The sequence below is a fragment of the Klebsiella planticola ATCC 33531 genome, assembly GCF_000735435.1.
Taxonomy (GTDB): domain Bacteria; phylum Pseudomonadota; class Gammaproteobacteria; order Enterobacterales; family Enterobacteriaceae; genus Klebsiella; species Klebsiella planticola.
This window is the reverse complement of the sequence record NZ_JMPP01000006.1, coordinates 21,310-45,240: the sequence shown is the minus strand read 5'-3', so window position 1 is coordinate 45,240 and position 23,931 is coordinate 21,310. Positions and strand designations below refer to the sequence as shown.

Genomic DNA, 23,931 nt, shown 5'->3' with positions numbered 1-23,931 from the left:
AGAGGCGGAAGTATCGCCGGCGTCGCGGGGGCTTTACCTGCCGCCGTTTTGCGTCGGTTCCGGCCCTTTTTATCCACATCCCACCACCGCCACAGAACGATGGGATGTGCTGACATAATAGACGATTAATACAAGATGTAGGGCCGGGATGCATTCTAAGTTCTATATGTAGTGATTTGCATCAAAGATGTTTGCGATTTTATTGACGCAGAACAAAGTAAAAAGACGAGAGTACGGATGGTGGGCGCTGGCAGTTATGTAAATTTATCTGACTATAAAATAAGCAAAAATTGGCCTGAAGGGGGAAGTATTCAGGCCGGAAATGCCATGCGTCAGGCCATCAGGGGGTCATGGCGCAGATCGACGCGCAGCAGCAGGGCATAGCGTGCCAGCTGCGGGCCACCGGCTCGCCGAAGTTTGCGAACCCGTAGCCCGGCTATAGGCAGCGTTCCTGGGGTTACGCCTGCAGCCACCAGACTGCTTCAAACGGTCGCAGGGTCATGGCGGCAGGGCGATTTGCCGCTTCCGCGTAATTGCTCATCAATACCTGCCAGTCGCCGTCCACCTCCTCCGGCTGCCAGCTCTGGAACTCGCGGCTCAGGTTCGCCGCGACGACCAGCGTTTTCCCCTGCCACTGACGGCGATAACACCACAGCGACGGATGCTCAGGCAGCAGGTCCAGGTAATCGCCCCAGGTCAGAACCGGCGTGGTTTTACGCAGCGCAATCAGCCGCTGGTAGGTGTAAAAGACCGAATCCGCATCCGCCAGCGCCGCCTCGACGTTAATCGTCCGATAGTTATCGCACAGCGCAATCCACGGTTCACCGGCGGTAAATCCGCCCTGGTCGCGAGCGTCCCACTGCATCGGCGTGCGGCTGTTGTCGCGCGATTTACTCGCCAGAATCGCCAGCAGCTCATCGGGCGCCTGCCCCTGCACCGAGCGCTCAATAAACATGTTGTGACTCTCGACGTCGCGATAATCGCCGATCTGCGAGAAGTGCGGATTGGTCATGCCAATCTCTTCGCCCTGATAAATGTAGGGAGTGCCCTGCATGCCGTGCAGGACCATCGCCAGCATTTTCGCCGCCGGTACCCGGTATTCCCCTTCATCGCCAAAACGCGACACGATGCGCGGCTGATCGTGGTTACACCAGAACAGCGCATTCCACGCCCGGTTGTGCATGCCCTGCTGCCAGTGGCTGAACAGCGCTTTCAGCGCCACGTAGTCCGGGCGCGCAAGGGTCCATTTTTCGCCGCCGGGATAGTCCACCTTCAGATGGTGGAAGTTAAAGGTCATCGACAGCTCGCGGCCGTCCTGGGCGGCATATTGCTGGCAATGTTCCAGCGAGGTGGAGGACATCTCGCCGACCGTCATCAGGTTGCGCGGCGTAAAGATATCGCGGCTCATCTCCTGCAGGAACTCGTGGACCCGCGGACCGTCGGTATAAAAACGGCGGCCATCGCCCTGGGTATCCGACGGGAAGGTTTGATCTTTCGAAATCAGGTTGACCACATCGAGGCGCAGGCCGTCGACGCCGCGGTCGGCCCAGAACTCGCACACCTTTTTGAGTTCCGCACGGACCGCCGGGTTTTCCCAGTTGAGATCCGCCTGCTCTGCGGCGAACAGATGCAGGTAGTACTGTCCGCTCTCCGCGTGCCACTGCCAGGCGTTGCCGCCAAACTTCGAACGCCAGTTATTGGGCGGCGTTGTCGGTTCGCTATCGCGCCAGATATAAAACTGGCGGTACGGGCTCGCTTTATTCAACGACTCGCGGAACCAGGCGTGGGCGGTAGAGGTATGGTTGAAAACCATATCCAGCACGATACGGATCCCGCGGGCTTTCGCCTGAGCGACCAGTTCGTCGAAATCATCCAGCGTGCCGTAAGTGGGGTCGATGGCGGTATAGTTCGCGACATCGTAGCCGTTATCGACCTGCGGAGAGACGTAGAAAGGCGTCAGCCAGATGGCGTCCACGCCAAGTTTTTGCAGATAGTCGAGGCGCGAGGTGACCCCACGCAGATCGCCGGTACCGCTGCCGGTCGTGTCCTGGAAACTCTTCGGATAAATTTGATAAATAACGCCGTTTTGCCACCAGTGGGGGAGGGTATTCATATCGCTTTCCTGCTACAACGAAGGGGCGCCAGCGCGCCCCGGAAGAAAAAATCAGACAATCTGTAATGTGCCCTGACGGAACTTACGCTGATAAACGACGGTGGTGAGCACAATCGGCACCACTACCGCGATGACCATTGCTAAACCGTACACCTGCCAGTAAGTCGGTTGAATGGAGAGGATGCCCGGCAGCCCACCGACGCCGATCCCGTTCGCCATGACGCCATTCAGGCCGCACAGCAAGCCGGCAAGACCCGAGCCGATCATCGCGCAGAGCATCGGGAAGCGGTATTTCAGGTTGATCCCGTACATCGCCGGTTCGGTTACCCCTAGGTAGGCCGAGATAGCGGCCGGCACCGAGATCTCACGTTCGTTCTGTTTGCGGCTGGCGATAATAATCCCGACCACTGCCGAAGCCTGAGCGATGTTGGACAGCGCAATCAGCGGCCATACCGGTGTACCGCCCATGCTTTGAATCATCTGCATATCGATAGCCAGCGTGGTCTGATGGACCCCGGTAATGACCAATGGAGCGTAGAGGAAGCCGAACAGCGCGGCGCCAATCGGCGCGAAGCTACCGGTCATCAGGTGGCGCACGGCAAAGGCGACGCCATCGCCGATCATGCGGCCAAACGGACCGATAAAGGCGTGGGCGAGGAACACCGCCAGAATCAGGGAGCAGACCGGCACTACCACCAGATAGAGGTAGTCAGGCACGATGCGTTTCAGGCGTGTTTCGATAAAGCCGAGCGCCAGACCCGCCAGCAGCGCCGGGATGACCTGCGCCTGGTAGCCGACCTTCGCAATCGTAAACAGGCCGAAGTTCCATACTTCCGGCACCTGCTGGCCCAGCATATAAGCATTCATCAGCTGTGGAGAGACCAGCGTGACGCCGAGCACGATGCCGAGGATCGGCGTGCCGCCCATTTTCTTCACCGCTGACCAGCAGATACCCACCGGCAGGTAGAAGAAGATGGCTTCGCCAATCAGCCACAGGAAGTCATAAATGGTTTTCAGCGACGGGTGCATTTGCGCCAGCGTTTGCCCGTTGCTCATCGGCAGATCGCCGATCACGTTACGGAAACCGAGGATCAGACCGCCGCTGATCAGCGCCGGCAGCAGCGGGAAGAAGATCTCGGCAAAATGCGAGATCAGCTGCTCGTGCCACTTCATATTTTGCCGCGCCGCCTGCTTGGCCTGTTCCTTATCGGCAGACGCTTTGCCGGTGGTCGCCAGCAGGGCTTTGTAGTAATCGCCGACTTCTGTGCCGATCACCACCTGGAACTGCCCGGCGTTGGTAAAGCAGCCTTTCACCATGCGAAGCTGCTCAATTTCTTTTGGTTTGGCGATGGCCGGATTGTTCAGCACAAAGCGTAGACGGGTAATACAGTGACTGACGGTCGCAATGTTATCGCGCCCGCCGACCAGTTCGATTAATTTATCGATGTCCTGCTGATTTACTTTGCTCATTATGAGGCCTCAAAACAGAGGGAAGAGATTGCGTAATGACCTGAGACGAATCCTAACCGCTCCGTTCAACTTTCAAAATGGGAACGTTCCCGAAACGCAGCAACGATCACATAAATCCAACAAACGAGCTTAAATCAGCGCGGCGGGAATGACGATTTGACGTGGTTCTGCCTGGCCGCCGATCTGGGCGATCAGCTGTTGGGCCGCCTGGCGACCGGCCTCGGCGTAACCGGGATTCACGGTCAGGATTTCCGGATGGAGGAACTTCATCAGCGGCGTACTGCCGACGCTGGCGACCTGCAGATGTCCAATACGTTGCTCTTGCAAATACTTGCTGGCGCCGAGGGCGAGGGTATCGGTCGCGCACAGCAGCGCGCTGGTATCGGGGGTCAGCACGCTGGCGACATTTTCATAGCCCTGTTTCATGGCCAGTCCCGGCAGGGCGGCAGACGGGGTCAACTGGTGCTGCTCGCAAAAATTGAGGTAGGCCTGATGGCGGCGCTGCCCGGTAGTGACGTCGCTATGCGGTACCCCGAGGAAGCTGATATGCCGATGGCCGCCATCGTACAGACGCTGCATCAGCATGTTCACCGCGCCGTTGTCGTCGTAGCAGACGGAGGCGAATCCCGGCGCGTCGCGGGCCAGCAGCACCATCGATTCCCGCCACGGCGTCAGCATCTCTTCGGTAATGCCGGTAAAGCCGAACAGCACCACGCCGTCGATATTGCGGCGGGCGAGGATCCCAAGGTGCTCGCCGACCAGCGCGGGAGAGAACTGACTTTCCATCATAATCGGATCGTAACCCTGCTCGTAAAAGGCGGGCAGCATCGTCTGTACGGCAAGGTTTTCCGACAGCGAGTCAAGACGGGTGACGATAATCGCGACCACTTTATCGCTTTGACCCCGCATCGCCCGCGCTGAGCGGGAGGGCGAGAAGCCGTGCTGCTGCATCACCGCCTCGACCCGTTCACGGGTGCGCTCATTGACGCCGCTTTCATTATTAAGCACGCGGGATACCGTCGATTTCCCGACGCCGCTTAAGCGCGCGATATCTTTGATGGTCAGCCGGTTTTGCATGCAGAGGTCTCGTCGTGGTCCGATAAAAGTGAGCCTAATGCTACTCAACCAAACCGCAATGAGCAAAGTCTGGTTTACGTCTTGTTTAGTTACGCGGGGTTATCATTAAGACAGTGGCTATAAATTGCCTGTTGTTCGCGGTACTCTCGCGCCGCTTTTACTCACTTACCGGAGATTATATGGACCCCGATCCCACTCCTCATCCTCGATGGAGTTATATCCTTTTCCGGTAAGCCTGCTTAGCACTGCTTTACCGGAAGCGTAAAGCAGTGACGTCCTTGATGTCCCTGCCATAAAAAAATAATACCGGACAGGTAAGGTTGTATCGTGCCTGTCTGTTTTGCCGCGTTCTTTTGTAAGAGCGTGGAGGGACTGTTTATGCTGAAAAATATCACCCGGCAGCTGTTTGCACAGCTCAGCCGCCATTTGCCGCGCCGACTGGTTCAGCGCGATCCGTTACCTGATGCCCGCAATCTGGCCACCGCGCCGATTCCGGATTCGCTGGGTAAGCACTGCCTGAACGTGGCGGCGATGGACGAAAATGAAATCTGGCGCGCCTTCGAAAGCCACCCGGAAGGGCTTAACGATGCCGAGGTTGCGCAGAAAATTGCCCGCCACGGCGATAACCAAATTCCGGCGCAAAAACCGGCGCCGTGGTGGGTGCACCTCTGGACCTGCTACCGCAACCCGTTCAACCTGCTGCTGACCGTGCTGGGTATCGTCTCGTATGCGACGGAAGACCTGTTTGCTGCCGGCGTGATTGCGCTGATGGTGGGGATCTCCACGCTGCTCAATTTCATTCAGGAAGCCCGCTCGACCAAAGCGGCGGATGCGCTGAAGGCGATGGTCAGCAACACCGCGACGGTGCTGCGGGTGGTCAACGAACAGGGCGAAAGCCGCTGGTGCGAACTGCCGATTGACCGCCTGGTGCCGGGCGATATCGTGAAGCTGTCGGCCGGGGATATGATCCCGGCGGACCTGCGTATTCTTCAGGCACGGGATCTGTTCGTGGCCCAGGCATCGCTGACCGGTGAATCGCTGCCGGTGGAAAAAGTGGCCCGCAGCCGCGACCCGCAGCAGAGCAACCCGCTTGAGTGCGATACCCTGTGCTTTATGGGCACCAACGTGGTGAGCGGGTCGGCGCAGGCGATGGTCTTCGCCACCGGCGGCAACACCTGGTTTGGTCAGTTGGCCGGGCGGGTTAGCGAGCAGGAGAGCGAACCCAATGCTTTCCAGAAAGGTATCAGCCGCGTCAGCATGCTGTTGATCCGCTTTATGCTGGTGATGGCGCCGGTGGTGCTGCTGATTAACGGCTACACCAAAGGCGACTGGTGGGAAGCGGCGCTGTTTGCCCTTTCGGTGGCGGTAGGCCTGACGCCGGAGATGTTGCCGATGATTGTCACCTCGACCCTGGCGCGCGGGGCGGTGAAGCTGTCGAAACAGAAAGTCATTGTGAAGCACCTCGACGCGATTCAGAACTTTGGCGCGATGGACATCCTGTGCACGGATAAAACCGGCACCCTGACTCAGGATAAAATCGTGCTGGAAAACCATACTGATATTTCCGGTAAGGTCAGCGAGCGGGTTCTGCATTGCGCATGGCTGAACAGCCACTATCAGACCGGGTTGAAAAACCTGCTCGATAAGGCGGTGCTGGAAGGCGTAGATCTGGATGCGGCGCGCCAGCTTTCTGAACGCTGGCAGAAAGTCGATGAAATTCCGTTCGACTTCGAACGTCGCCGTATGTCGGTGGTGGTGAGTGAACAGGATGGCGTGCATCAGCTGATCTGCAAAGGCGCGCTACAGGAGATCCTGAACGTCTCGACTCAGGTGCGGCATAACGGTGAAATCGTGCCGCTGGACGACACCATGCTGCGCCGTATCAAACGCGTCACCGATACCCTGAATCGCCAGGGGCTGCGCGTGGTGGCGGTGGCGACCAAATATCTGCCCGCCCGCGAAGGCGACTATCAGCGCATTGACGAGTCCGATCTGATCCTTGAAGGCTACATCGCCTTCCTCGACCCGCCGAAAGAGACCACCGCCCCGGCGCTGAAAGCGCTGAAGGCCAGCGGGATTACCGTCAAAATTCTCACCGGCGATAGCGAGCTGGTGGCGGCGAAAGTGTGCCATGAAGTGGGTCTGGACGCCGGCGAGGTCGTCACCGGTAGCCAGATTGAAGGCATGAGCGATGACGAGCTGGCGGCGCTGGCCAAACGCACGACCCTGTTTGCCCGTCTTGCGCCGTTACATAAAGAGCGAATCGTCACGCTGCTTAAACGCGAAGGTCATGTGGTCGGCTTTATGGGCGACGGCATCAACGATGCGCCGGCGCTGCGCGCGGCGGATATCGGTATCTCCGTGGATGGCGCGGTGGATATTGCGCGTGAAGCGGCGGATATTATTCTGCTGGAAAAAAGCCTGATGGTGCTGGAAGAGGGGGTGATCGAAGGACGCCGCACTTTCGCCAACATGCTGAAGTACATCAAAATGACCGCCAGTTCGAACTTTGGTAACGTCTTCAGCGTGCTGGTGGCGAGCGCCTTTCTGCCGTTCCTGCCGATGCTGCCGCTGCACTTGCTGATCCAGAACCTGCTGTACGATGTATCCCAGGTGGCGATCCCGTTTGATAACGTCGACGACGAGCAGATTCAAAAACCGCAGCGCTGGAACCCCTCGGAACTGGGGCGCTTTATGGTCTTCTTTGGCCCGATAAGCTCGATTTTCGATATCCTGACCTTCTGCCTGATGTGGTGGGTGTTCCAGGCCAATGTGCCGGAAGCCCAGACGCTGTTCCAGTCGGGCTGGTTTATTGAAGGGCTGCTGTCGCAAACGCTGATTGTGCATATGATCCGTACGCGACGCATTCCGTTTGTTCAGAGCCGCGCCGCGTGGCCGCTGTTTGCCATGACGCTGGTGGTGATGCTGGTTGGTATCGCGCTGCCGTTCTCGCCGCTGGCGGGCTATCTGCAGCTGCAGGCCCTGCCGCTGAGCTACTTCCCGTGGCTGATTGCTATTCTGGCAGGCTACATGACGCTGACGCAGATGGTAAAAGGCTTCTACAGCCGTCGCTACGGCTGGCAATAACCCCTCTTTGTGCCGACCGTTCTCCCTCAAGGGAGGACGGTCTTTTTGGCATTTCTCTTAAATCTCAGAAAGTTGTGAACCCCGTCATCCCCTTTGCTTGACGCTCTTTTGCGCGCATGTTAACCCAATGTTTTGCTTTTTTTGGCCCGTCATCACAAGGAAAACTCATGCTTAACTCTGTGCGTTATGGCCTGCTGACCAGCGGATTATTATTTGGCGCGATGGCACATGCCGCTCCGGCCGGCGATCTGCCGCTGATGCCGTGGCCGGCTCACGTCGAACGCCCGCAGTCGCCGGGCGCGTTGGTGTTGAATCATCAGCTGACGCTGAACGTGACCGGCGACGTGCCCGGCGACGCCGTAGGCCGCTGGCGCGAGCGCATTGCCCGCCAGACCGGCTGGACGCTACAACCGCAAATGGCGCCGGTTAACACGCCGACAATTCACGTGGTGGTGGCCAAAAAAGTGCCGGCGATTCCTCGCCCTGACAGTGATGAAAGCTACCAGCTGAAGGTGACCGCCGAGGGCGTTACCCTCAAGGCGAATACCCGGTTTGGCGCGCTACGCGGGATGGAAACGCTGCTCCAGCTGATGCACAACGGCGCTGAAAATACGGCGATTCCTTACGTCACGATTGATGATGCGCCGCGCTTCCCGTGGCGCGGGCTGCTGCTGGATTCCGCTCGCCACTTCATACCGCTGGAGGCTATTAAACGCCAGATTGACGGCATGGCGGCGGCTAAACTGAACGTTTTCCACTGGCATCTGACCGACGATCAGGGCTGGCGCTTCGCTTCCACGCGGTATCCGAAACTGCAACAGAAGGCCAGCGACGGGCTGTTTTATACTCAGGCGCAGATGAAAGAGGTGGTGCGCTACGCGGCGGACCGTGGCATTCGCGTGGTGCCGGAAATCGATATGCCCGGCCACGCGTCCGCGATTGCGGTGGCCTACCCGGAGCTGATGAGCGCTCCGGGGCCCTACGACATGGAGCGTCATTGGGGCGTACTGAAACCCGTGCTCGATCCCAGCAAAGAGACCACCTACGCCTTTGCCGAGGCGATGATCGGCGAGCTGGCGGCTATTTTCCCGGACCCGTATCTGCATATCGGCGGCGATGAGGTTGACGACAGTCAGTGGAAAGCGAATCCGACTATCCAGGCGTTTATGCGCGAGAAGGGGCTGGCCGATAGCCACGCGCTGCAGGCGTACTTCAACCGCAGGCTGGAGGCGATCCTCGAAAAATACCATCGGCAGATGGTGGGCTGGGATGAAATTTATCACCCGGACCTGCCGAATAGCATTCTGATTCAGTCCTGGCAGGGGCAGGATGCGCTGGGCGAGGTGGCAAAACAGGGCTATCGCGGGATCCTCTCCACCGGTTTCTATCTCGACCAGCCGCAGTACACCGCCTATCACTATCGCAATGAAATTGTGCCTCATGGGCTGAACGGCGTGGATACGATAAGTGATAACGACAGCGCGCAGAGCTGGAGCTTCTCGATGCCGCGGCTGAAGGGCAGCGCGGTTGAGGGGAGCTTTACACTGGTTAAAGGCGAAGGCGGCTGGCGCGGTTTTATTGATTTCAAAGGCAAATCTCGTCGTGCGGTGCAGGATATTGAATGGGGCGACGACGATCGGCTGACCTTTCGGGTCGACACCTGGATGGGGGAAACCCGACCGGTGCTGAGCGTGAACGACGATAAGCTGGGCGGCTATTTCCTGCTGGGCAACACCCGCTATCCGGTCAGCGGGAAAAAGCTGGAAGCGGTGCCCCAGGGCACGCCGCCGGTGGTCCCGGATACGGACCAGCAGAAAAACCTGCTCGGCGGTGAGGCGGCGCTGTGGGCGGAAAACGTGGCGGCGCCGGTGCTGGATATTAAACTCTGGCCGCGGGCCTTTGCGGTGGCGGAGCGGCTGTGGTCGGCGCAGGATGTCAACGACAGCGATAACATGTATCAGCGGCTCCAGGCGATGGACAGCTGGTCTACGGTGTCCGTTGGCCTGCAGCAACATACCCAGCAGCTGGTGCAGTTCACGCGCTTAGCCAACGGCAGCAGCACCCTGCCGCTGCAAATTCTCGCTCAGGCGCTGGAGCCGGCGCACTACTACACCCGCCAGCATCTGAAATTTCAGGCTAATCATTATCATCTGTTTGAGCCGCTGAACCGTCTGGCCGATGCGCTACCGGCGGAAAGCGCCACCGTGCGCAGCCTCGATCGTTGGGCGGCGCGCTTGATCAGCGATGCTGAAGACAGCGAAAGCGCGGATGCGCTGCGCCATATTTTTACCCTCTGGCAAAATAATATCGCCGATGCGCAGGCGCTGACGGAAAACAGCTATCAGCTGGCGGCGATAAAGCCGGTGGTGGCGCAGGTGGATAAGCTGGCGACGCTGGGGATACGGTTGACCGATCTGGTGGCGCGTCAGGGAACGCTGGATGATAAAGAGTATGCGTCGGTTCAGGCGCAGCTCGACGAGGCGGCGAAAACCCAGGATGAGCTGGTGATTGCGGCGGTGTATCCGCTGGAGAAACTGCTGCGGGCGACGAAGGTCGAGTAGTGAAACTCCCTCACCCGGCGCAGCGATAAAGGCGCATGGGTGAGGGGATGCGAGGCTTAGCGACGAATCGCGATCGCTTCGATCTCGATTTTCACATCTTTCGGCAGGCGAGCCACTTCCACACAGGAACGTGCCGGGAAGGTCGCATTATGCTCGCTGAAAAACGCTTCATAAGCGGCATTCACGGTGGCGAAGTCGTTGAGATCTTTAACGAATACGGTGGTTTTAACAATGTCGCCGACTTTCAGGCCTGCGGCTTCAACGATAGCTTTGACGTTGTCCAGAGACTGACGCGCCTGCGCGGCGACATCTTCCGGCACGCTACCGGTTTTCGGATCGACGGGGATCTGGCCGGAAGTGATGATCATGCTGCCCAGATCAACACCCTGAACATACGGGCCGATTGCTGCTGGTGCATTTTCCGTCGCGATAGTTTTAGACATGAGTTCTCCTGAATAACAGCATTATTAAGTAGTGACGCAAAATCCTTCGAGTTGCATCGACGCGGCACGGGGCGAACCGCCCGCACGGCCGACAAAGAAGCAGCTTGAAGGATAGCGCGTAGGGAACCCGGCCATTATAGGGAGCCGGGTTGCCAATACCAACCTCAATTAGTTGGCCAGAACCACATAATGCGAAAACTCTTTTTCACAATATTTGCACTTCAGCGCGATATCGTTTTCCCGCTTTTTCACTGCAAAGCTGGAGGAAACCGGCTCAGCGTGGCTGATACAGTTGCTGTTCGGGCAGACCAGCACGCTGTTAATCCGATCCGGCAGATTCGGGCGTGACTTACCGACCACTTCATAATCATCGATGCGGTTGACCGTGGCATGCGGGGCATACAGCGCCAGCTGGTTTACCTGCTCGTCGGTGAGGAAGGTATTCTCAATTTTTACCAGGTCCTTGCGGCCCATTTCACCTGACGGCAGGTTCAGGCCGATGGTGATACGCTGATCCGTTTCGGTCAGTTTGAACAACGTCAGCAGTTTAAAGCCCACCTGCGCAGGGATGTGGTCGATAACGGTGCCACGTTTAATGGCTTCTACCTGCAGTTTATTATCGTGTGTCATGGTCGTTTCCCCTTACAGAGCCAGCTCGCTATTCAGTACCAGTGCCAGTAACGCCTGGCGTGCGAAGATGCCGTTGCCGGCCTGCTGGAAGTACCAGGCGTGCGGCGTTTTATCGACATCGGTGGTGATTTCATCAATGCGCGGCAGCGGGTGCAGCACTTTCATATTGTGACGGGCGCCTTCGAGGTCGGCGGCGCGCAGGACAAACTGCGCTTTGACGTTGGCGTATTCCGACGGGTCAAGACGCTCTTTCTGGACGCGGGTCATGTACAGAATATCCAGCTCCCCCATCACTTCATCAATGGCGCTGTGCACGCTCCAGGCAATCCCTTTCTCATCCAGCATATCGAGGATGTACTGCGGCATCGCCAGCGCATCCGGGGCGATAAAGTAGAAGCGGTTGCCGTTAAATTTCGCCAGCGCCTGGGTCAGCGAATGGACGGTGCGGCCATATTTGAGGTCACCGACCATCGCGACGTTGAGGTTTTCCAGACGGCCCTGAGTTTCCTGGATGGTGAAGAGATCCAGCAGGGTCTGCGTCGGGTGCTGGTTAGCGCCATCGCCGGCGTTAAGGACCGGGATACCGCCGGAAAACTCGGTCGCCAGACGCGAAGCCCCTTCCTGCGGGTGACGCATCACGATGGCGTCGACGTAGGTGCTGATCACCGAAATGGTGTCGGCCAGGGTTTCGCCTTTTTTGCCCAGCGAGGTGTTGCTGCTGTCGGAGAAGCCCACCACGCTGGCGCCGAGGCGGTGCATCGAGGTTTCAAACGACAGACGGGTACGGGTGGAGGCTTCAAAGAAACAGCTGGCGATAACCTTATGCTTCAGCAGTTCCGGCTGTGGGTTCGCTTTCAGTTTTGCAGCGGTCGCCAGGACCAGTTCGAGGTCTTCTCGGCTGAGATCGTTTATGGAAATGATATGTTTTTGATATAGCGGGTTAGCCATGTTTATCTCCTGACGCCTGGGCAAAAAAAAAGCCCCTTAAATAAGGGGCTTCGAGAATTCATTGAGCAACGGAAAGAAAAACGCTACGCCAGCGCCTGTGTTCAGACGCGGTAAGACAGAATGTCGTACGCAGTAGACCATGCTTCCTCCCGGCAAATCGACCGGCATTATACGCAGCTCAAATTTCGGATCAAGCGATTAGTACACAAACAAGAAAACGATTGCTTCGATAAGGCTGCGCCAGCGCAAAAAACCGTAAAAAAGAGGTGGTATGGCAGTGTGAAGGGGCGTATAAAAACAAAAATGAAAAGCTGTTTTATCTTTGAGAGGTTCTATGATCGTTGGTCACATTCATCATCTGCAGGCCTGGCTGCCGGACGCGTTGCGTCAGGCGATTGAGCACGTTAAAGCCCACGTGAGCGAAGAGACGCCGCCCGGCAAATACGATATTGACGGTAGCAACGTGTTTTATATGATTTCGGAAGATACGACCGAACCTCTTGCCGCCCGCCGCGCGGAATACCATGCGCGCTATCTGGATATCCAGATTGTGCTGCGCGGCCAGGAGGCCATGACCTTCAGCACCCGCCCTGCCGCTGGCACCCCGGACATCGACTGGCTGGCGGAGAGAGATATTGCGTTTCTGTCGGCCGGCGAACAGGAGCAAACCGTCATTCTGAACGAGGGCGATTTTGTGGTCTTTTACCCGGGAGAAGTGCATAAGCCGCTGTGTACCGTGGGCGAACCGGCCAAAGTGCGTAAGGCGGTAGTGAAGATCCTGATGGCGTAAAAAATCCCCGGGTGGCGCGACGCTTACCGGGGCTACGGGGAGGTAGCCCGGATAAGTCTGGTTGCCCGGATAAGCGTCGCGCAATCCAGGAACATCCCGCGAGAGAACGACTATTTACTCAGCGTCGCCACCATCACCGCTTTGATGGTGTGCATCCGGTTTTCCGCCTGATCGAAGACGATGCTTGCCGGCGACTCAAAGACCTCGTCAGTCACTTCCATGCCGCCATGCAGGCCGTATTCCGCCGCCATCTGTTGACCAAGGGTCGTTTGATCGTCATGGAACGCGGGCAGACAGTGCAGAAATTTCACCTGCGGATTACCGGTCAGCGCCATCATGTCGCTATTCACCTGATAAGCGCGCAGTAACGCAATGCGCTCCGCCCATTTCTCTTTGGCTTCGCCCATCGAGACCCACACGTCGGTGTAGATAAAGTCGGCCCCTTTCACACCCGCCGCGATATCTTCGGTCAGCGTGATGTTGCCGCCGTGTTTCTGCGCCAGCGCCCGGCATTCCGCCACCAGATTCTCTTCGGGCCAGCAGGCCTTCGGAGCCACCAGGCGCAGATCCAGGCCGGTCAAGGCCGCGGCTTCGAGCATGGAGTTACCCATGTTGTTGCGGGCGTCGCCTGCATACACCAGGGTCATTTCGTTAAAGGTTTTCCCCGGTAGATGCTCCTGCATGGTCAAGAGATCCGCCAGCAGCTGGGTAGGATGAAACTCGTTGGTCAGGCCGTTCCATACCGGAACACCGGCATATTCGGCAAGGGTTTCGACCACTTCCTGACCATGGCCGCGGTACTGAATACCGTCATACATCCGGCCCAGCACGCGGGCGGTATCTTTAATGGATTCTTTATGGCCGATCTGGCTGCCGCTTGGCCCGAGATAAGTGACGCGGGCACCCTGATCAAATGCGGCAACTTCGAAAGAGCATCGTGTCCGGGTAGAGTCTTTTTCGAAGATGAGCGCGATGTTTTTTCCAGCCAGATGCTGGATTTCAATACCGTTTTTTTTATCGGTTTTTAGTCTGGCCGCCAGCTTCAGCAGGGCGGTGATTTCCGCAGGGGTAAAATCGAGTAACTTTAAAAAATGCTTCTGGTAAAACGCGGACATGATTCCCTCACATGGCTTAAGCCCCTTATTGAATTAAAATTCAATTTATATGTATGAATATTCATTTGCAACCCCGTGACACAAATCTTTCGCACAAAGGTGGAGGCAATCACGGCGGTATGTGACAATAGAAGTATCTGCCGCACATTATGAGGAACGAGCCATGGCAAACCCGGAACTACTGGAAGAACAGCGTGAAGAAACGCGTCTGATTATCGAAGAGCTGCTCGAAGACGGCAGCGATCCGGACGCGCTGTACACCATTGAACACCATCTCTCTGCCGACGATTTTGAAACGCTGGAGAAAGTGGCTGTCGAGGCCTTCAAGCTGGGTTACGAAGTGACCGAGCCGGAAGAGCTGGAAGTGGAAGAAGGCGAAGTGGTTATCTGCTGTGACATCCTGAGCGAAAGCGCCCTGAAGGTGGAGCTGATTGATGCCCAGGTTGAGCAACTGATGACGCTGGCGGAAAAATTCGGCGTCGAATATGACGGTTGGGGCACTTACTATGAAGACCCGAACGGTGAAGAGGGCGATGAAGAAGATGACGACGATCTCGTCGATGAAGACGATGACGGCGTTCGCCACTAAGTAAATCTGCACGTCATCCTTCAGGCCGCGTCTTTGCTGGCTACGCACAGGAACCCCGGCGACATCGTTCTCTATGTTGTCGGGGTTTTCGTCTCGTTATACCCTGAACAATAATTGTGTCTGTTTGGATGCGATAACGGCCGGCAGCCGTTACCGTATAGCAAGGAACCTCAATGGACTACCCGCAAATACTCGCCCCCGTACGTCACTTCCTGCACTGCCCAACGCCACAGGCGTGGATCGATGAAGCCCGTAAGCCGGAAAATCTCCCGCTGCTGCTGACTGATCATATGGTCTGCGAGCTAAAAGCGGCGCAAAACGCGCTGCTGCTGGTGCGTAAATATGTTGCTGATAAACAAGGGGCCGACGAGCTGCTGGCCTGCCTGAAGCCGTATGAGGACTTTACCTACCGCTGGGGGCCCGAGCCGGATTTCATCGCGCTGCATAAACGAATTAATAAAAGCGCCATGCCGCAAACCGACGATCCCTGGAGCCGTCAGCTGGTGGACAGCATGGTACTGCTGATTAAAGAAGAGCTGCACCATTTCTGGCAGGTGCGGGAAATGATGCAGGCCCACGACATCCCGTACGTCAAAATCACCGCCAGTAATTATGCCCGCGGGTTGCGCAGAGAGGTGCGCTCCCACGAACCGGTGATGCTGATCGATAAGCTGATTTGCGGCGCCTACATTGAAGCGCGCTCCTGCGAGCGCTTTGCCGCGCTGGCGCCGTGGCTGAATGACGATCTGCAAAAGTTCTATCTGTCGCTGCTGCGCTCCGAAGCGCGGCACTATCAGGACTATCTGGATTTGGCGCAGCAGATTGCCGAAGAGGATATCAGCGAACGTATTCACCAGCTTGGCGAGGCGGAGGCGGCGCTGATTAACGCCCCGGAGGCCGAATTCCGTTTCCACAGCGGCGTGCCGATGGTTGCGGCGTAAAGAGCCTTTCCCCGGAGCGGTGCGTTCCGCGCCTGTCCGGGCTACCAAACCGCCGGGTAACCTGAGGAGGGAGAGCCGTCGCCCCGGTAACTATCGCGCGTCCGGGGAACCGCGGCTGACGGCGACGAGCCGTTACAGCGTTTTCAGCATCCGCACTTCGCAATCGACATGACCGGTGCAGCCAAGCGGCCCGTCGATATGTTCGAAGCCCAGGCGCTCATACAGCCCGACGGCTTCTTTCAGGAAGGCGGTGGTTTCCAGATAGCAGCGTTTGAAACCCTGCTCGCGGGCATAATCTAACGCCAGCAGCGCCAGCTTTTTCGCCAGCCCCTGGCCACGGGCAGAGGTCATAAAATACATTTTCTGTAGTTCGCAGATATCCGGTTCGCTATGCGCCAGCGGGGCAATGCCGCCGCCGCCGACCACCTGACCCTCCTGTTCAACCACCCAATAGGCGGAGCCCGGCTGGCTGTAGAGCTCAAAAAGCTCATCGAGGTTAGGGTCGGCGACCGTATAGCCTTTATCGGCCGTCAGGCCGTATTCCGCAGAAACCTGGCGGATAACGTTGGCGATAGCTGCATTATCTTCAGCGGTGATGCGGCGCAGCGACGCCGTAATGGTCGCGCTCGTATTCATACGATGACTCATAGCAAAAAATGACGGATGGTGTTGTTAATAACATCGCGAGCGGGGGAAGCGCAAGCGGGTATCGCGGATAAAAACGCCCCTTGCCTGAGCCGGCAAGGGGCGGGAGGATTACAGCGCGGCGATGACCGCCTGCTGTTCGATCAGTTTGCTTTTCGCTTCGGCATAACCGTCCAGCTTCTCACGCTCTTTGGCGATCACCGCTTCCGGTGCGCGAGCGACAAAGCCTTCGTTGGCCAGTTTGCTTTCGATGCGGCTGATTTCACCGTCGATCTTCGCCACTTCTTTCGCCAGACGCGCCAGCTCATCTTCTTTGTTGATGAGACCCGCCATCGGGATCAGCAGCTCGGCGCCGTCGATGATTTTGGTGACGGAAACCGGACCTTTGTCATCGGCTGGCAGTACGGTAATGCTTTCCAGACGCGCCATGGACTGCAGGAAGCTCTGGTTGTCGGTCACGCGACGCTGAGCGTCAGCGCTGCAACCGCGCAGCAGCAGTTCGAGCGGTTTGCCCGGGGCGATGTTCATTTCCGCACGGATATTACGCACCGCGACGATCGCCTGCTTCAGCCATTCGGTATCGGCCAGCGCCGCTTCATCAACCTGCGCCGCATCGTAAGCCGGGAACGGCTGCAGCATGATGGTGTCCGCATCGATACCGACGATGGTTTTCACCCGCTGCCAGATGGTTTCAGTGATGAACGGAATGATCGGGTGCGCCAGACGCAGCAGACCTTCCAGCACGGTCACCAGGGTATGGCGCGTACCGCGCAGCTCAGCTTCAGAGCCGCCGGTCATCACCGGTTTGGTCAGCTCCAGATACCAGTCGCAGAACTGGTTCCAGGTGAACTCATACAGGATGCCCGCGGCGATGTCGAAGCGGAAGTTATCCAGCGCTTCACGGTACGCTTTCACGGTCTGGTTGAATTCGGCAAGGATCCAACGGTCCGCCAGCGACAGCACTTTCTCGCCGCCGTTGAAGCCGCAGTCCTGACCTTCGGTATTCATCAGCACGAAGCGGCTGGCGTTCCACAGCTTGTTACAGAAGTTACGGTAACCTTCCAGACGCTTCATATCCCAGTTGATGTCGCGGCCGGTGGAGGCCAGCGCCGCCAGGGTGAAGCGCAGGGCGTCGGTGCCGTGCGGCTCAATACCGTTCGGGAACTGTTTCTCGGTGCGTTTGGCGATTTTCTCCGCCAGCTGCGGCTGCATCATGTTGCCGGTGCGTTTCTCCAGCAGCTCTGGCAGGGAGATGCCGTCAACCATATCCAGCGGGTCAATGACGTTGCCCTTGGATTTGGACATCTTCTGCCCTTCGTCGTCACGAATCAGACCGGTCATGTAGACGGTATGGAACGGTACCTGCGGCTTGCCGTTTTCATCTTTGATGAAGTGCATGGTCATCATGATCATGCGGGCAATCCAGAAGAAAATGATATCGAAACCGGAGACCATCACGCTGGTAGGGTGGAACTGACGCAGCGCGTCGGTGTTTTCCGGCCAGCCGAGGGTGGAGAAGGTCCACAGCGCGGAGGAGAACCAGGTATCCAGAACGTCTTCGTCCTGACGCAGCGCAACGTCGGCGGAGAGGTGATTCTCCTGACGCACTTCGTCTTCGGTACGGCCAACGTAAACGTTGCCTTCGTTGTCATACCACGCCGGGATACGGTGACCCCACCACAGCTGACGGGAGATACACCAGTCCTGAATATCGCGCATCCAGGAGAAGTACATGTTTTCGTACTGCTTCGGCACGAACTGAATGTCGCCGTTTTCAACCGCTTCTACGGCAGGCTTCGCCAGCACGTCGGCACGCACGTACCACTGGTCGGTCAGCATCGGCTCGATCACCACGCCGCCACGGTCGCCGTACGGCACGGTCAGATCGTGAGGTTTAATCTCTTCGAGCAGGCCGAGCGCATCGATGGCCGCCACAACGGCTTTACGTGCAGCGAAACGCTCCAGATTCTGGAATTCAGCCGGGATCTCTGCGGAGTAAACCGCGGACTCTTCGCCTTTGGTGTCGTACACCTGCGCGCTTTCGCGGATGTCGCCGTCAAAGGTCAGGATATTGATCATCGGCAGGGCGTGACGTTTCCCGACTTCATAGTCGTTAAAGTCGTGCGCCGGGGTGATTTTCACGCAGCCGGTGCCTTTTTCCATGTCGGCGTGTTCGTCGCCGACGATCGGAATGCGGCGGTCAACCAGCGGCAGAATCACGAATTTGCCGATCAGGTCTTTGTAACGCGGGTCTTCCGGGTTAACGGCCACGCCGGTGTCGCCCAGCAGGGTTTCCGGACGGGTGGTCGCGACAACCAGGTAATCTTTCCCGTCGGCGGTTTTCGCGCCGTCGGCCAGCGGGTAGCGGATGTGCCACATGGAGCCTTTAGACTCGCGGTTTTCCACTTCCAGATCGGAGATAGCGGTACGCAGTTTCGGGTCCCAGTTAACCAGGCGCTTGCCGCGGTAAATCAGGTCTTCTTTGTACAGACGAACAAAGACTTCTTTTACGGCGTTGGAGAGGCCTTCATCCATGGTGAAGCGCTCGCGCTCCCAGTCCACGGAGTTGCCCAGGCGACGCATCTGACGGGTAATGGTACCGCCGGATTCCGCTTTCCACTGCCAGATTTTATCGATAAAGGCATCGCGACCGTAGTCGTGGCGAGTTTTCCCTTCTTCTGCGGCAATCTTACGCTCAACCACCATCTGGGTCGCGATACCCGCGTGGTCGGTACCGGCCTGCCACAGAGTATTTTTACCCTGCATGCGCTGGTAGCGAATCATGGTATCCATGATGGTTTGCTGGAAGGCATGACCCATATGCAAACTGCCGGTGACGTTCGGCGGCGGGATCATGATGCAGAAGCTCTCCTGGCTTTCATCACCATTCGGTTTGAAATAGCCCTGCTTTTCCCAATGCTCGTAGAGCGGCTGTTCGATATCTTGTGGGTTGTATGTCTTTTCCATTATTTCCAGGTTGCCGTATTCAGGTTGAAACCAGCCATGCGGTACGCTTTGTAGCGTTCGCGCGCCAGTTGTTTCAGAGAATCTTCGTAAGGGACAAAGTCTATCACTTCTGTGAAAGCGGTGGCAAAATCTGCAAAGTTTAGCCGCAGACTGATCAGAATATCCCGCGGGCTGCTGTTGCGCTTTTGCGGCCAGGCGATCTCCACCGGCGCTCCGCCTCTGGGACCTTCTCCCGCCAGATTATGTGGGACAAAGCTTTCCGGAGGGCGGGCCCACAGCGCTTCATCCAGACGGATGGCCTGCTGTTCGTCTTCACAGGCGATAAGCACGCGTTTGCCGCTACGCCAACGTTCTGCGGCAATGTCACACACCAGTTGTTCAACGGCGCTTAAACCGTCTTGTTGTGTGTCGTTGTCCAGAAGGTAGAACGTTGCGTTTTTCATATATGGGGCTTCTTGTGGTGACTTTAAATGCTTAAGCCGGGCGGCGCTGCGCTGACCCGGCCTACAAACGGCATCTTTGCGTAGGCCCGGCAAGCGTAGCGCCGCCGGGCATCAGACGGCAATTACTCTTCGCCGGTAAACCCGGCGCGATTGAGCAGGAACTGCGACAGCAGGGCGACCGGACGGCCGGTGGCGCCTTTCGCTTTCCCGGAACGCCAGGCGGTGCCGGCGATATCCAGGTGTGCCCAGTTGTACTTACGGGCAAAGCGCGACAGGAAGCAGCCGGCGGTGATCGCGCCGCCAGGACGCCCGCCGATGTTGGCCATATCCGCGAAGTTTGACTCCAGCTGATCCTGGAATTCGTCGCCCAGCGGTAAGCGCCATGCGCGGTCGCCCGCCAGTTCGGATGCGCCGATCAGCTCGTGAGCCAGCGGATTGTGGTTAGACATCAGGCCGGTGATGTGATGGCCCAGGGCAATCACGCAGGCGCCGGTCAGCGTGGCGACGTCAATCACCGCTTCCGGTTCGAAACGCTCAACATAGGTCAGCACATCGCACAGCACCAGACGGCCTTCGGCGTCGGTATTCAGCACTTCAACGGTTTGACCGGACATGGTGGTCAGGACGTCGCCCGGACGATAGGCGCGGCCGCCAGGCATGTTTTCACAGCCGGCGAGGACGCCGATCACGTTCAGCGGCAGCTGCAGTTCAGCAACCATGCGCATCACGCCGTAGACCGCCGCCGCGCCGCACATGTCGTACTTCATCTCGTCCATGCCTTCGGCAGGCTTGATGGAGATACCGCCGGAGTCAAAGGTCAGCCCTTTGCCGACCAGAACGATCGGGCGCGCGTCTTCCGCCGGGTTGCCTTTGTATTCAATCACCGACATCAGCGACTCATTCTGCGAACCGTTGCCAACCGCCAGGTAAGAGTTCATACCCAGCTCTTTCATCTGCTGTTCGCCGATGACGCGGGTGATCACATTCTTACTGTAGGTATCGGCCAGCTGACGGGCCTGAGAGGCCAGATAGGCGGCGTTACAGATGTTGGGCGGCATATTGCCGAGATCTTTCGCCGCTTTGATACCGGCGGCAATGGCCAGTCCGTGCTGGATGGCGCGTTCGCCGCTGGTCAGCTCGCGACGGGTCGGGACGTTGAAGACCATTTTACGCAGCGGGCGACGCGGCTCGCTTTTGTTGGTTTTCAACTGATCGAAGCTGTACAGCGTCTCTTTGGCGGTCTCAACGGCCTGGCGAACTTTCCAGTAGTTGTTACGGCCTTTCACGTGCAGTTCGGTCAGGAAGCAGACGGCTTCCATTGAACCGGTATCATTCAAAGTATTAATGGTTTTCTGAATAACCTGCTTGTACTGACGCTCGTCCAGCTCACGCTCTTTGCCACAGCCAATCAGCAGAATACGTTCTGACAGAATGTTGGGCACATGGTGCAGCAGCAGCGTCTGGCCAGGCTTACCTTCCAGTTCACCGCGACGCAGCAGCGCGCTGATATAGCCGTCACTGATTTTATCGAGTTGTTCGGCAATCGGGGAGAGGCGACGCGGTTCAAAGACGCCGACTACGATACAGGCACTCCGCTGTTTCTCCGGGCTACCGCTTTTTACACTGAACTCCATGCACTACGCTCCTGAATCTTAAAGACAACGACGGTGGCTACGGATAGAATTGCAAGCTTTCGTAACTCATGTCCGCTGTTGCGGTGACTTCGTGTTAATCTTAACGTTATTACGGCTTTGGTTCGTCAGAAAAAAACCTGATACGCGGAACCAGTGAGTCATTTAATCTTAGCGATGATTTCGAAGACCAAAGAGAATAAATGACGTTTAAGCCATGAAACAAGCAATTTTCCTGCAATAAGACGGGTTTTTACGGGCGTATTTATAGTGATAATCATAAGATATCTGGTTCGTGAGACGCTGAAAAGCCAGTTGGCGATCCTGTTCATCCTGTTACTGATTTTCTTTTGCCAGAAACTGGTCAGGATCCTTGGCGCCGCGGTGGATGGCGATATCCCGACAAATCTGGTGCTCTCGCTGTTAGGGCTGGGCGTACCGGAAATGGCGCAGCTCATTCTGCCCCTGAGTTTATTCCTCGGGCTGCTGATGACGCTGGGCAAACTGTATACCGAAAGTGAAATCACGGTGATGCATGCCTGCGGCCTGAGTAAGGCCGTACTGGTGAAAGCGGCGATGATCCTCGCGCTGTTTACCGGCGCGGTGGCGGCGGTCAACGTGATGTGGGCCGGCCCCTGGTCGTCCCGCCATCAGGACGAAGTGCTGGCGGAAGCGAAAGCCAACCCCGGGATGGCGGCGCTGGCCCAGGGACAGTTTCAGCAGGCCAGCGACGGCAGCGCCGTGCTGTTTATTGAAAACGTCAACGGCAAGCGCTTCCATGATGTCTTCCTGGCGCAGCTGAAGCCGAAAGGTAACGCGCGACCTTCCGTCGTGGTGGCCGATTCCGGCGAACTGACGCAGAAGAAAGACGGTTCGCAGGTGGTGACCATGAATCAGGGTACCCGCTTTGAAGGTACGGCGATGCTACGCGATTTCCGCATCACCGATTTTAAAAATTACCAGGCCATTATTGGCCATCAGGCGGTGGCCTCGGACCCTGACGACACCGAACAGATGGGCATGCGCACGCTGTGGCGCACCGATACTGACCGCGCGCGCGCCGAGCTGCACTGGCGCTTCACGCTGGTGGCGACGGTGTTCATTATGGCGTTGATGGTGGTTCCGCTGAGCGTGGTGAACCCGCGTCAGGGCCGCGTGCTGTCGATGCTGCCGGCGATGCTGCTGTATCTGGTCTTCTTCCTGCTGCAAACCTCGATTAAGTCAAACGGCGGTAAAGGTAAAATCGACCCGATGATCTGGATGTGGGGGATTAACCTGCTCTATTTCGCGCTGGCCGTGCTGCTGAACCTGTGGGATACGGTGCCGATGCGCCGCTTCCGTGCCCGTTTTAACAAAGGAGCGGTGTGATGCAGGCGTTTGGCGTACTCGACCGTTATATCGGCAGGACGATTTTCAACACCATCATGATGACGCTGTTCATGCTGGTTTCGCTCTCAGGCATTATCAAGTTTGTCGACCAGTTGAAAAAAGCCGGCCAGGGCAGCTACGACGCGCTCGGTGCCGGGCTCTATACCCTCCTCAGCGTGCCAAAAGATGTGCAGATTTTCTTCCCGATGGCGGCGCTGCTTGGCGCCCTGCTTGGCCTGGGGATGCTGGCGCAGCGCAGCGAACTGGTGGTGATGCAGGCCTCCGGCTTCACCCGCTTGCAGGTGGCGCTGGCGGTGATGAAAACCGCGATTCCGCTGGTGCTGCTGACCATGGCGATCGGTGAATGGGTGGCGCCGCAGGGCGAGCAGATGGCGCGTAATTATCGCGCCCAGCAGATGTACGGCGGTTCGCTGCTGTCGACCCAGCAGGGGCTGTGGGCGAAAGACGGCCATAACTTCGTTTATATCGAACGGGTGAAAGGCAACGATGAGCTGGGCGGCGTGAGTATTTACGCGTTTAACGACCAGCGCCGTTTGCAGACCGTGCGCTACGCCGCTTCGGCAAAATTTGATAACGAGACGAAAGTCTGGCGCCTGTCGCAGGTCGATGAGTCTGACCTGACCGATCCGAAACAGATCACCGGCTCGCAGATGGTCAGCGGCACCTGGAAAACCAGGCTGACGCCCGACAAGCTGGGCGTGGTGGCGCTGGACCCGGATGCGTTGTCGATCAGCGGCCTGCATAACTACGTGACCTATCTGAAATCCAGCGGACAGGACCCGGGACGCTACCAGCTCAACATGTGGAGCAAAATCTTCCAGCCGCTGTCGGTGGCGGTGATGATGCTGATGGCGCTGTCGTTTATCTTCGGCCCGCTGCGCAGCGTGGCGATGGGGGTAAGGGTGGTCACCGGGATCAGCTTTGGCTTTATCTTCTACGTGCTGGACCAGATTTTTGGCCCACTGACGCTGGTCTACGGCATCCCGCCGATTATCGGCGCGCTGCTGCCAAGCGCCAGCTTCTTCCTGATAAGCCTCTGGCTGATGATGAAAAGAAACTAGCCGCCGGTCCCCCTCCCGCCTGCCGGGAGGG

The 23,931-nt window shown here is 57.6% G+C and carries 23 protein-coding genes; 8 read left to right on the top strand and 15 right to left on the bottom strand.

Translation table 11 applies throughout. The features are described 5' to 3' along the window. Positions 1–332: 332 nt before the first annotated feature. The 4 genes from GRPL_RS27685 to treR all read right to left on the bottom strand — a co-directional run bounded on the left by GRPL_RS27685 (position 333) and on the right by treR (position 4,660). Positions 333–473 (bottom strand): hypothetical protein, encoded by a 141-nt coding sequence (locus GRPL_RS27685; protein WP_155274620.1) that lies wholly within the window; start codon positions 471–473, stop codon positions 333–335. Beyond that, complete coding sequence (gene treC / locus GRPL_RS23390; RefSeq protein ID WP_032698308.1) at positions 458–2,113, bottom strand: alpha,alpha-phosphotrehalase; 1,656 nt, start codon at positions 2,111–2,113, stop codon at positions 458–460. Before treC ends, GRPL_RS27685 begins: the two co-directional genes overlap by 16 nt. Before the next feature lie 51 nt (positions 2,114–2,164). Further along, positions 2,165–3,583: a PTS trehalose transporter subunit IIBC gene (gene treB, locus GRPL_RS23395; RefSeq protein ID WP_032689779.1), complete on the bottom strand. Its 1,419-nt coding sequence runs from the start codon at positions 3,581–3,583 to the stop codon at positions 2,165–2,167. Positions 3,584–3,712: 129 nt separating this feature from the next. Continuing rightward, entirely contained in the window at positions 3,713–4,660 is a 948-nt protein-coding gene (gene treR, locus GRPL_RS23400) for a trehalose operon repressor TreR (RefSeq protein WP_032697178.1), read from the bottom strand. A gap of 179 nt (positions 4,661–4,839) precedes the next feature. On the opposite strand from treR, the gene mgtL reads away from it, so the two are divergent. The 3 genes from mgtL (at position 4,840) to GRPL_RS23410 (ending at position 10,308) form a co-directional block, all read left to right on the top strand. Further along, complete coding sequence (mgtL, locus tag GRPL_RS28475) at positions 4,840–4,893, top strand: mgtA regulatory leader peptide MgtL (protein ID WP_155417144.1); 54 nt, start codon at positions 4,840–4,842, stop codon at positions 4,891–4,893. Between the two features lie 145 nt (positions 4,894–5,038). Further along, positions 5,039–7,747, top strand: a complete 2,709-nt coding sequence (gene mgtA, locus GRPL_RS23405) for a magnesium-translocating P-type ATPase (RefSeq protein WP_032698306.1) — start codon at positions 5,039–5,041, stop codon at positions 7,745–7,747. Between the two features lie 167 nt (positions 7,748–7,914). Further along, on the top strand, positions 7,915–10,308 hold the full coding sequence (locus GRPL_RS23410; protein ID WP_032698305.1) for a beta-N-acetylhexosaminidase: 2,394 nt from the start codon (positions 7,915–7,917) through the stop codon (positions 10,306–10,308). Between the two features lie 56 nt (positions 10,309–10,364). Here GRPL_RS23410 and ridA read toward each other — a convergent pair whose 3' ends face one another. From ridA to GRPL_RS26430, 5 genes are all read right to left on the bottom strand, one after another. After that, a complete protein-coding gene (gene ridA / locus GRPL_RS23415; protein WP_032689775.1) occupies positions 10,365–10,751 on the bottom strand; it encodes a 2-iminobutanoate/2-iminopropanoate deaminase in 387 nt (128 codons plus the stop codon). A gap of 168 nt (positions 10,752–10,919) precedes the next feature. Then, entirely contained in the window at positions 10,920–11,381 is a 462-nt protein-coding gene (pyrI, locus tag GRPL_RS23420; RefSeq protein WP_004857283.1) for an aspartate carbamoyltransferase regulatory subunit, read from the bottom strand. Between the two features lie 12 nt (positions 11,382–11,393). Further along, on the bottom strand, positions 11,394–12,329 hold the full coding sequence (gene pyrB, locus GRPL_RS23425; RefSeq protein ID WP_032689773.1) for an aspartate carbamoyltransferase: 936 nt from the start codon (positions 12,327–12,329) through the stop codon (positions 11,394–11,396). Between the two features lie 2 nt (positions 12,330–12,331). Beyond that, positions 12,332–12,391: a pyrBI operon leader peptide gene (locus tag GRPL_RS28425; RefSeq protein ID WP_112150686.1), complete on the bottom strand. Its 60-nt coding sequence runs from the start codon at positions 12,389–12,391 to the stop codon at positions 12,332–12,334. After that, positions 12,366–12,470: a pyrBI operon leader peptide gene (locus tag GRPL_RS26430; RefSeq protein ID WP_015585298.1), complete on the bottom strand. Its 105-nt coding sequence runs from the start codon at positions 12,468–12,470 to the stop codon at positions 12,366–12,368. Before GRPL_RS26430 ends, GRPL_RS28425 begins: the two co-directional genes overlap by 26 nt. Positions 12,471–12,663: 193 nt before the next feature. Here GRPL_RS26430 and GRPL_RS23430 point away from each other — a divergent pair, with 193 nt between their 5' ends. Continuing rightward, positions 12,664–13,119, top strand: a complete 456-nt coding sequence (locus GRPL_RS23430) for a NanQ anomerase/TabA/YiaL family protein (RefSeq protein WP_032698304.1) — start codon at positions 12,664–12,666, stop codon at positions 13,117–13,119. A 110-nt stretch (positions 13,120–13,229) separates the two neighbouring features. Here GRPL_RS23430 and argF read toward each other — a convergent pair whose 3' ends face one another. Then, complete coding sequence (gene argF, locus GRPL_RS23435) at positions 13,230–14,234, bottom strand: ornithine carbamoyltransferase (RefSeq protein WP_032689771.1); 1,005 nt, start codon at positions 14,232–14,234, stop codon at positions 13,230–13,232. Then, entirely contained in the window at positions 14,204–14,299 is a 96-nt protein-coding gene (argL, locus tag GRPL_RS28540; RefSeq protein WP_371033352.1) for a putative translational regulatory protein ArgL, read from the bottom strand. The genes argF and argL overlap by 31 nt, the downstream gene beginning before the upstream one ends. 98 nt (positions 14,300–14,397) lie before the next feature. Here argL and rraB point away from each other — a divergent pair, with 98 nt between their 5' ends. Both rraB and miaE read left to right on the top strand, forming a co-directional pair. Beyond that, positions 14,398–14,823, top strand: coding sequence for a ribonuclease E inhibitor RraB (gene rraB / locus GRPL_RS23440; RefSeq protein ID WP_004857292.1), 426 nt, complete (start codon positions 14,398–14,400; stop codon positions 14,821–14,823). Positions 14,824–14,996: 173 nt separating this feature from the next. After that, positions 14,997–15,764 carry a tRNA isopentenyl-2-thiomethyl-A-37 hydroxylase MiaE gene (gene miaE, locus GRPL_RS23445; RefSeq protein ID WP_032689770.1) on the top strand — a complete coding sequence of 256 codons (768 nt, stop codon included), beginning with the start codon at positions 14,997–14,999 and terminating at the stop codon, positions 15,762–15,764. A 132-nt stretch (positions 15,765–15,896) separates the two neighbouring features. Here the strand turns inward: miaE and GRPL_RS23450 are convergent, their stop codons facing one another. The 4 genes from GRPL_RS23450 to pepA form a co-directional block, all read right to left on the bottom strand. After that, the gene (locus GRPL_RS23450; RefSeq protein ID WP_032689769.1) at positions 15,897–16,400 is read right to left on the bottom strand and encodes a GNAT family N-acetyltransferase; all 504 of its coding nucleotides are present in this window, start codon (positions 16,398–16,400) and stop codon (positions 15,897–15,899) included. Between the two features lie 120 nt (positions 16,401–16,520). After that, positions 16,521–19,376, bottom strand: a complete 2,856-nt coding sequence (locus tag GRPL_RS23455; RefSeq protein ID WP_032698303.1) for a valine--tRNA ligase — start codon at positions 19,374–19,376, stop codon at positions 16,521–16,523. Then, the gene (gene holC, locus GRPL_RS23460) at positions 19,376–19,819 is read right to left on the bottom strand and encodes a DNA polymerase III subunit chi (RefSeq protein ID WP_004857306.1); all 444 of its coding nucleotides are present in this window, start codon (positions 19,817–19,819) and stop codon (positions 19,376–19,378) included. The genes GRPL_RS23455 and holC overlap by 1 nt, the downstream gene beginning before the upstream one ends. A 122-nt stretch (positions 19,820–19,941) precedes the next feature. Then, a complete protein-coding gene (gene pepA / locus GRPL_RS23465; RefSeq protein ID WP_004857309.1) occupies positions 19,942–21,453 on the bottom strand; it encodes a leucyl aminopeptidase in 1,512 nt (503 codons plus the stop codon). Positions 21,454–21,720: 267 nt separating this feature from the next. Between pepA and lptF the strand changes: the two genes are divergently transcribed. Both lptF and lptG read left to right on the top strand, forming a co-directional pair. After that, a complete protein-coding gene (gene lptF, locus GRPL_RS23470; protein WP_032697183.1) occupies positions 21,721–22,818 on the top strand; it encodes an LPS export ABC transporter permease LptF in 1,098 nt (365 codons plus the stop codon). After that, entirely contained in the window at positions 22,818–23,900 is a 1,083-nt protein-coding gene (lptG, locus tag GRPL_RS23475; RefSeq protein ID WP_032689765.1) for an LPS export ABC transporter permease LptG, read from the top strand. Before lptF ends, lptG begins: the two co-directional genes overlap by 1 nt. The last annotated feature ends 31 nt before the right edge of the window (positions 23,901–23,931 follow it).

Coding starts and splice junctions, on each gene's coding strand:
- treC (WP_032698308.1), bottom strand. CDS start 2,113: ATGAATACCCTCCCCCACTGGTGGCAAAACGGCGTTATTTATCAAATT.
- treB (WP_032689779.1), bottom strand. CDS start 3,583: ATGAGCAAAGTAAATCAGCAGGACATCGATAAATTAATCGAACTGGTC.
- treR (WP_032697178.1), bottom strand. CDS start 4,660: ATGCAAAACCGGCTGACCATCAAAGATATCGCGCGCTTAAGCGGCGTC.
- mgtA (WP_032698306.1), top strand. CDS start 5,039: ATGCTGAAAAATATCACCCGGCAGCTGTTTGCACAGCTCAGCCGCCAT.
- GRPL_RS23410 (WP_032698305.1), top strand. CDS start 7,915: ATGCTTAACTCTGTGCGTTATGGCCTGCTGACCAGCGGATTATTATTT.
- ridA (WP_032689775.1), bottom strand. CDS start 10,751: ATGTCTAAAACTATCGCGACGGAAAATGCACCAGCAGCAATCGGCCCG.
- pyrI (WP_004857283.1), bottom strand. CDS start 11,381: ATGACACACGATAATAAACTGCAGGTAGAAGCCATTAAACGTGGCACC.
- pyrB (WP_032689773.1), bottom strand. CDS start 12,329: ATGGCTAACCCGCTATATCAAAAACATATCATTTCCATAAACGATCTC.
- GRPL_RS26430 (WP_015585298.1), bottom strand. CDS start 12,470: ATGGTCTACTGCGTACGACATTCTGTCTTACCGCGTCTGAACACAGGC.
- GRPL_RS23430 (WP_032698304.1), top strand. CDS start 12,664: ATGATCGTTGGTCACATTCATCATCTGCAGGCCTGGCTGCCGGACGCG.
- argF (WP_032689771.1), bottom strand. CDS start 14,234: ATGTCCGCGTTTTACCAGAAGCATTTTTTAAAGTTACTCGATTTTACC.
- argL (WP_371033352.1), bottom strand. CDS start 14,299: ATGAATATTCATACATATAAATTGAATTTTAATTCAATAAGGGGCTTA.
- rraB (WP_004857292.1), top strand. CDS start 14,398: ATGGCAAACCCGGAACTACTGGAAGAACAGCGTGAAGAAACGCGTCTG.
- miaE (WP_032689770.1), top strand. CDS start 14,997: ATGGACTACCCGCAAATACTCGCCCCCGTACGTCACTTCCTGCACTGC.
- GRPL_RS23450 (WP_032689769.1), bottom strand. CDS start 16,400: ATGAATACGAGCGCGACCATTACGGCGTCGCTGCGCCGCATCACCGCT.
- GRPL_RS23455 (WP_032698303.1), bottom strand. CDS start 19,376: ATGGAAAAGACATACAACCCACAAGATATCGAACAGCCGCTCTACGAG.
- holC (WP_004857306.1), bottom strand. CDS start 19,819: ATGAAAAACGCAACGTTCTACCTTCTGGACAACGACACACAACAAGAC.
- pepA (WP_004857309.1), bottom strand. CDS start 21,453: ATGGAGTTCAGTGTAAAAAGCGGTAGCCCGGAGAAACAGCGGAGTGCC.
- lptG (WP_032689765.1), top strand. CDS start 22,818: ATGCAGGCGTTTGGCGTACTCGACCGTTATATCGGCAGGACGATTTTC.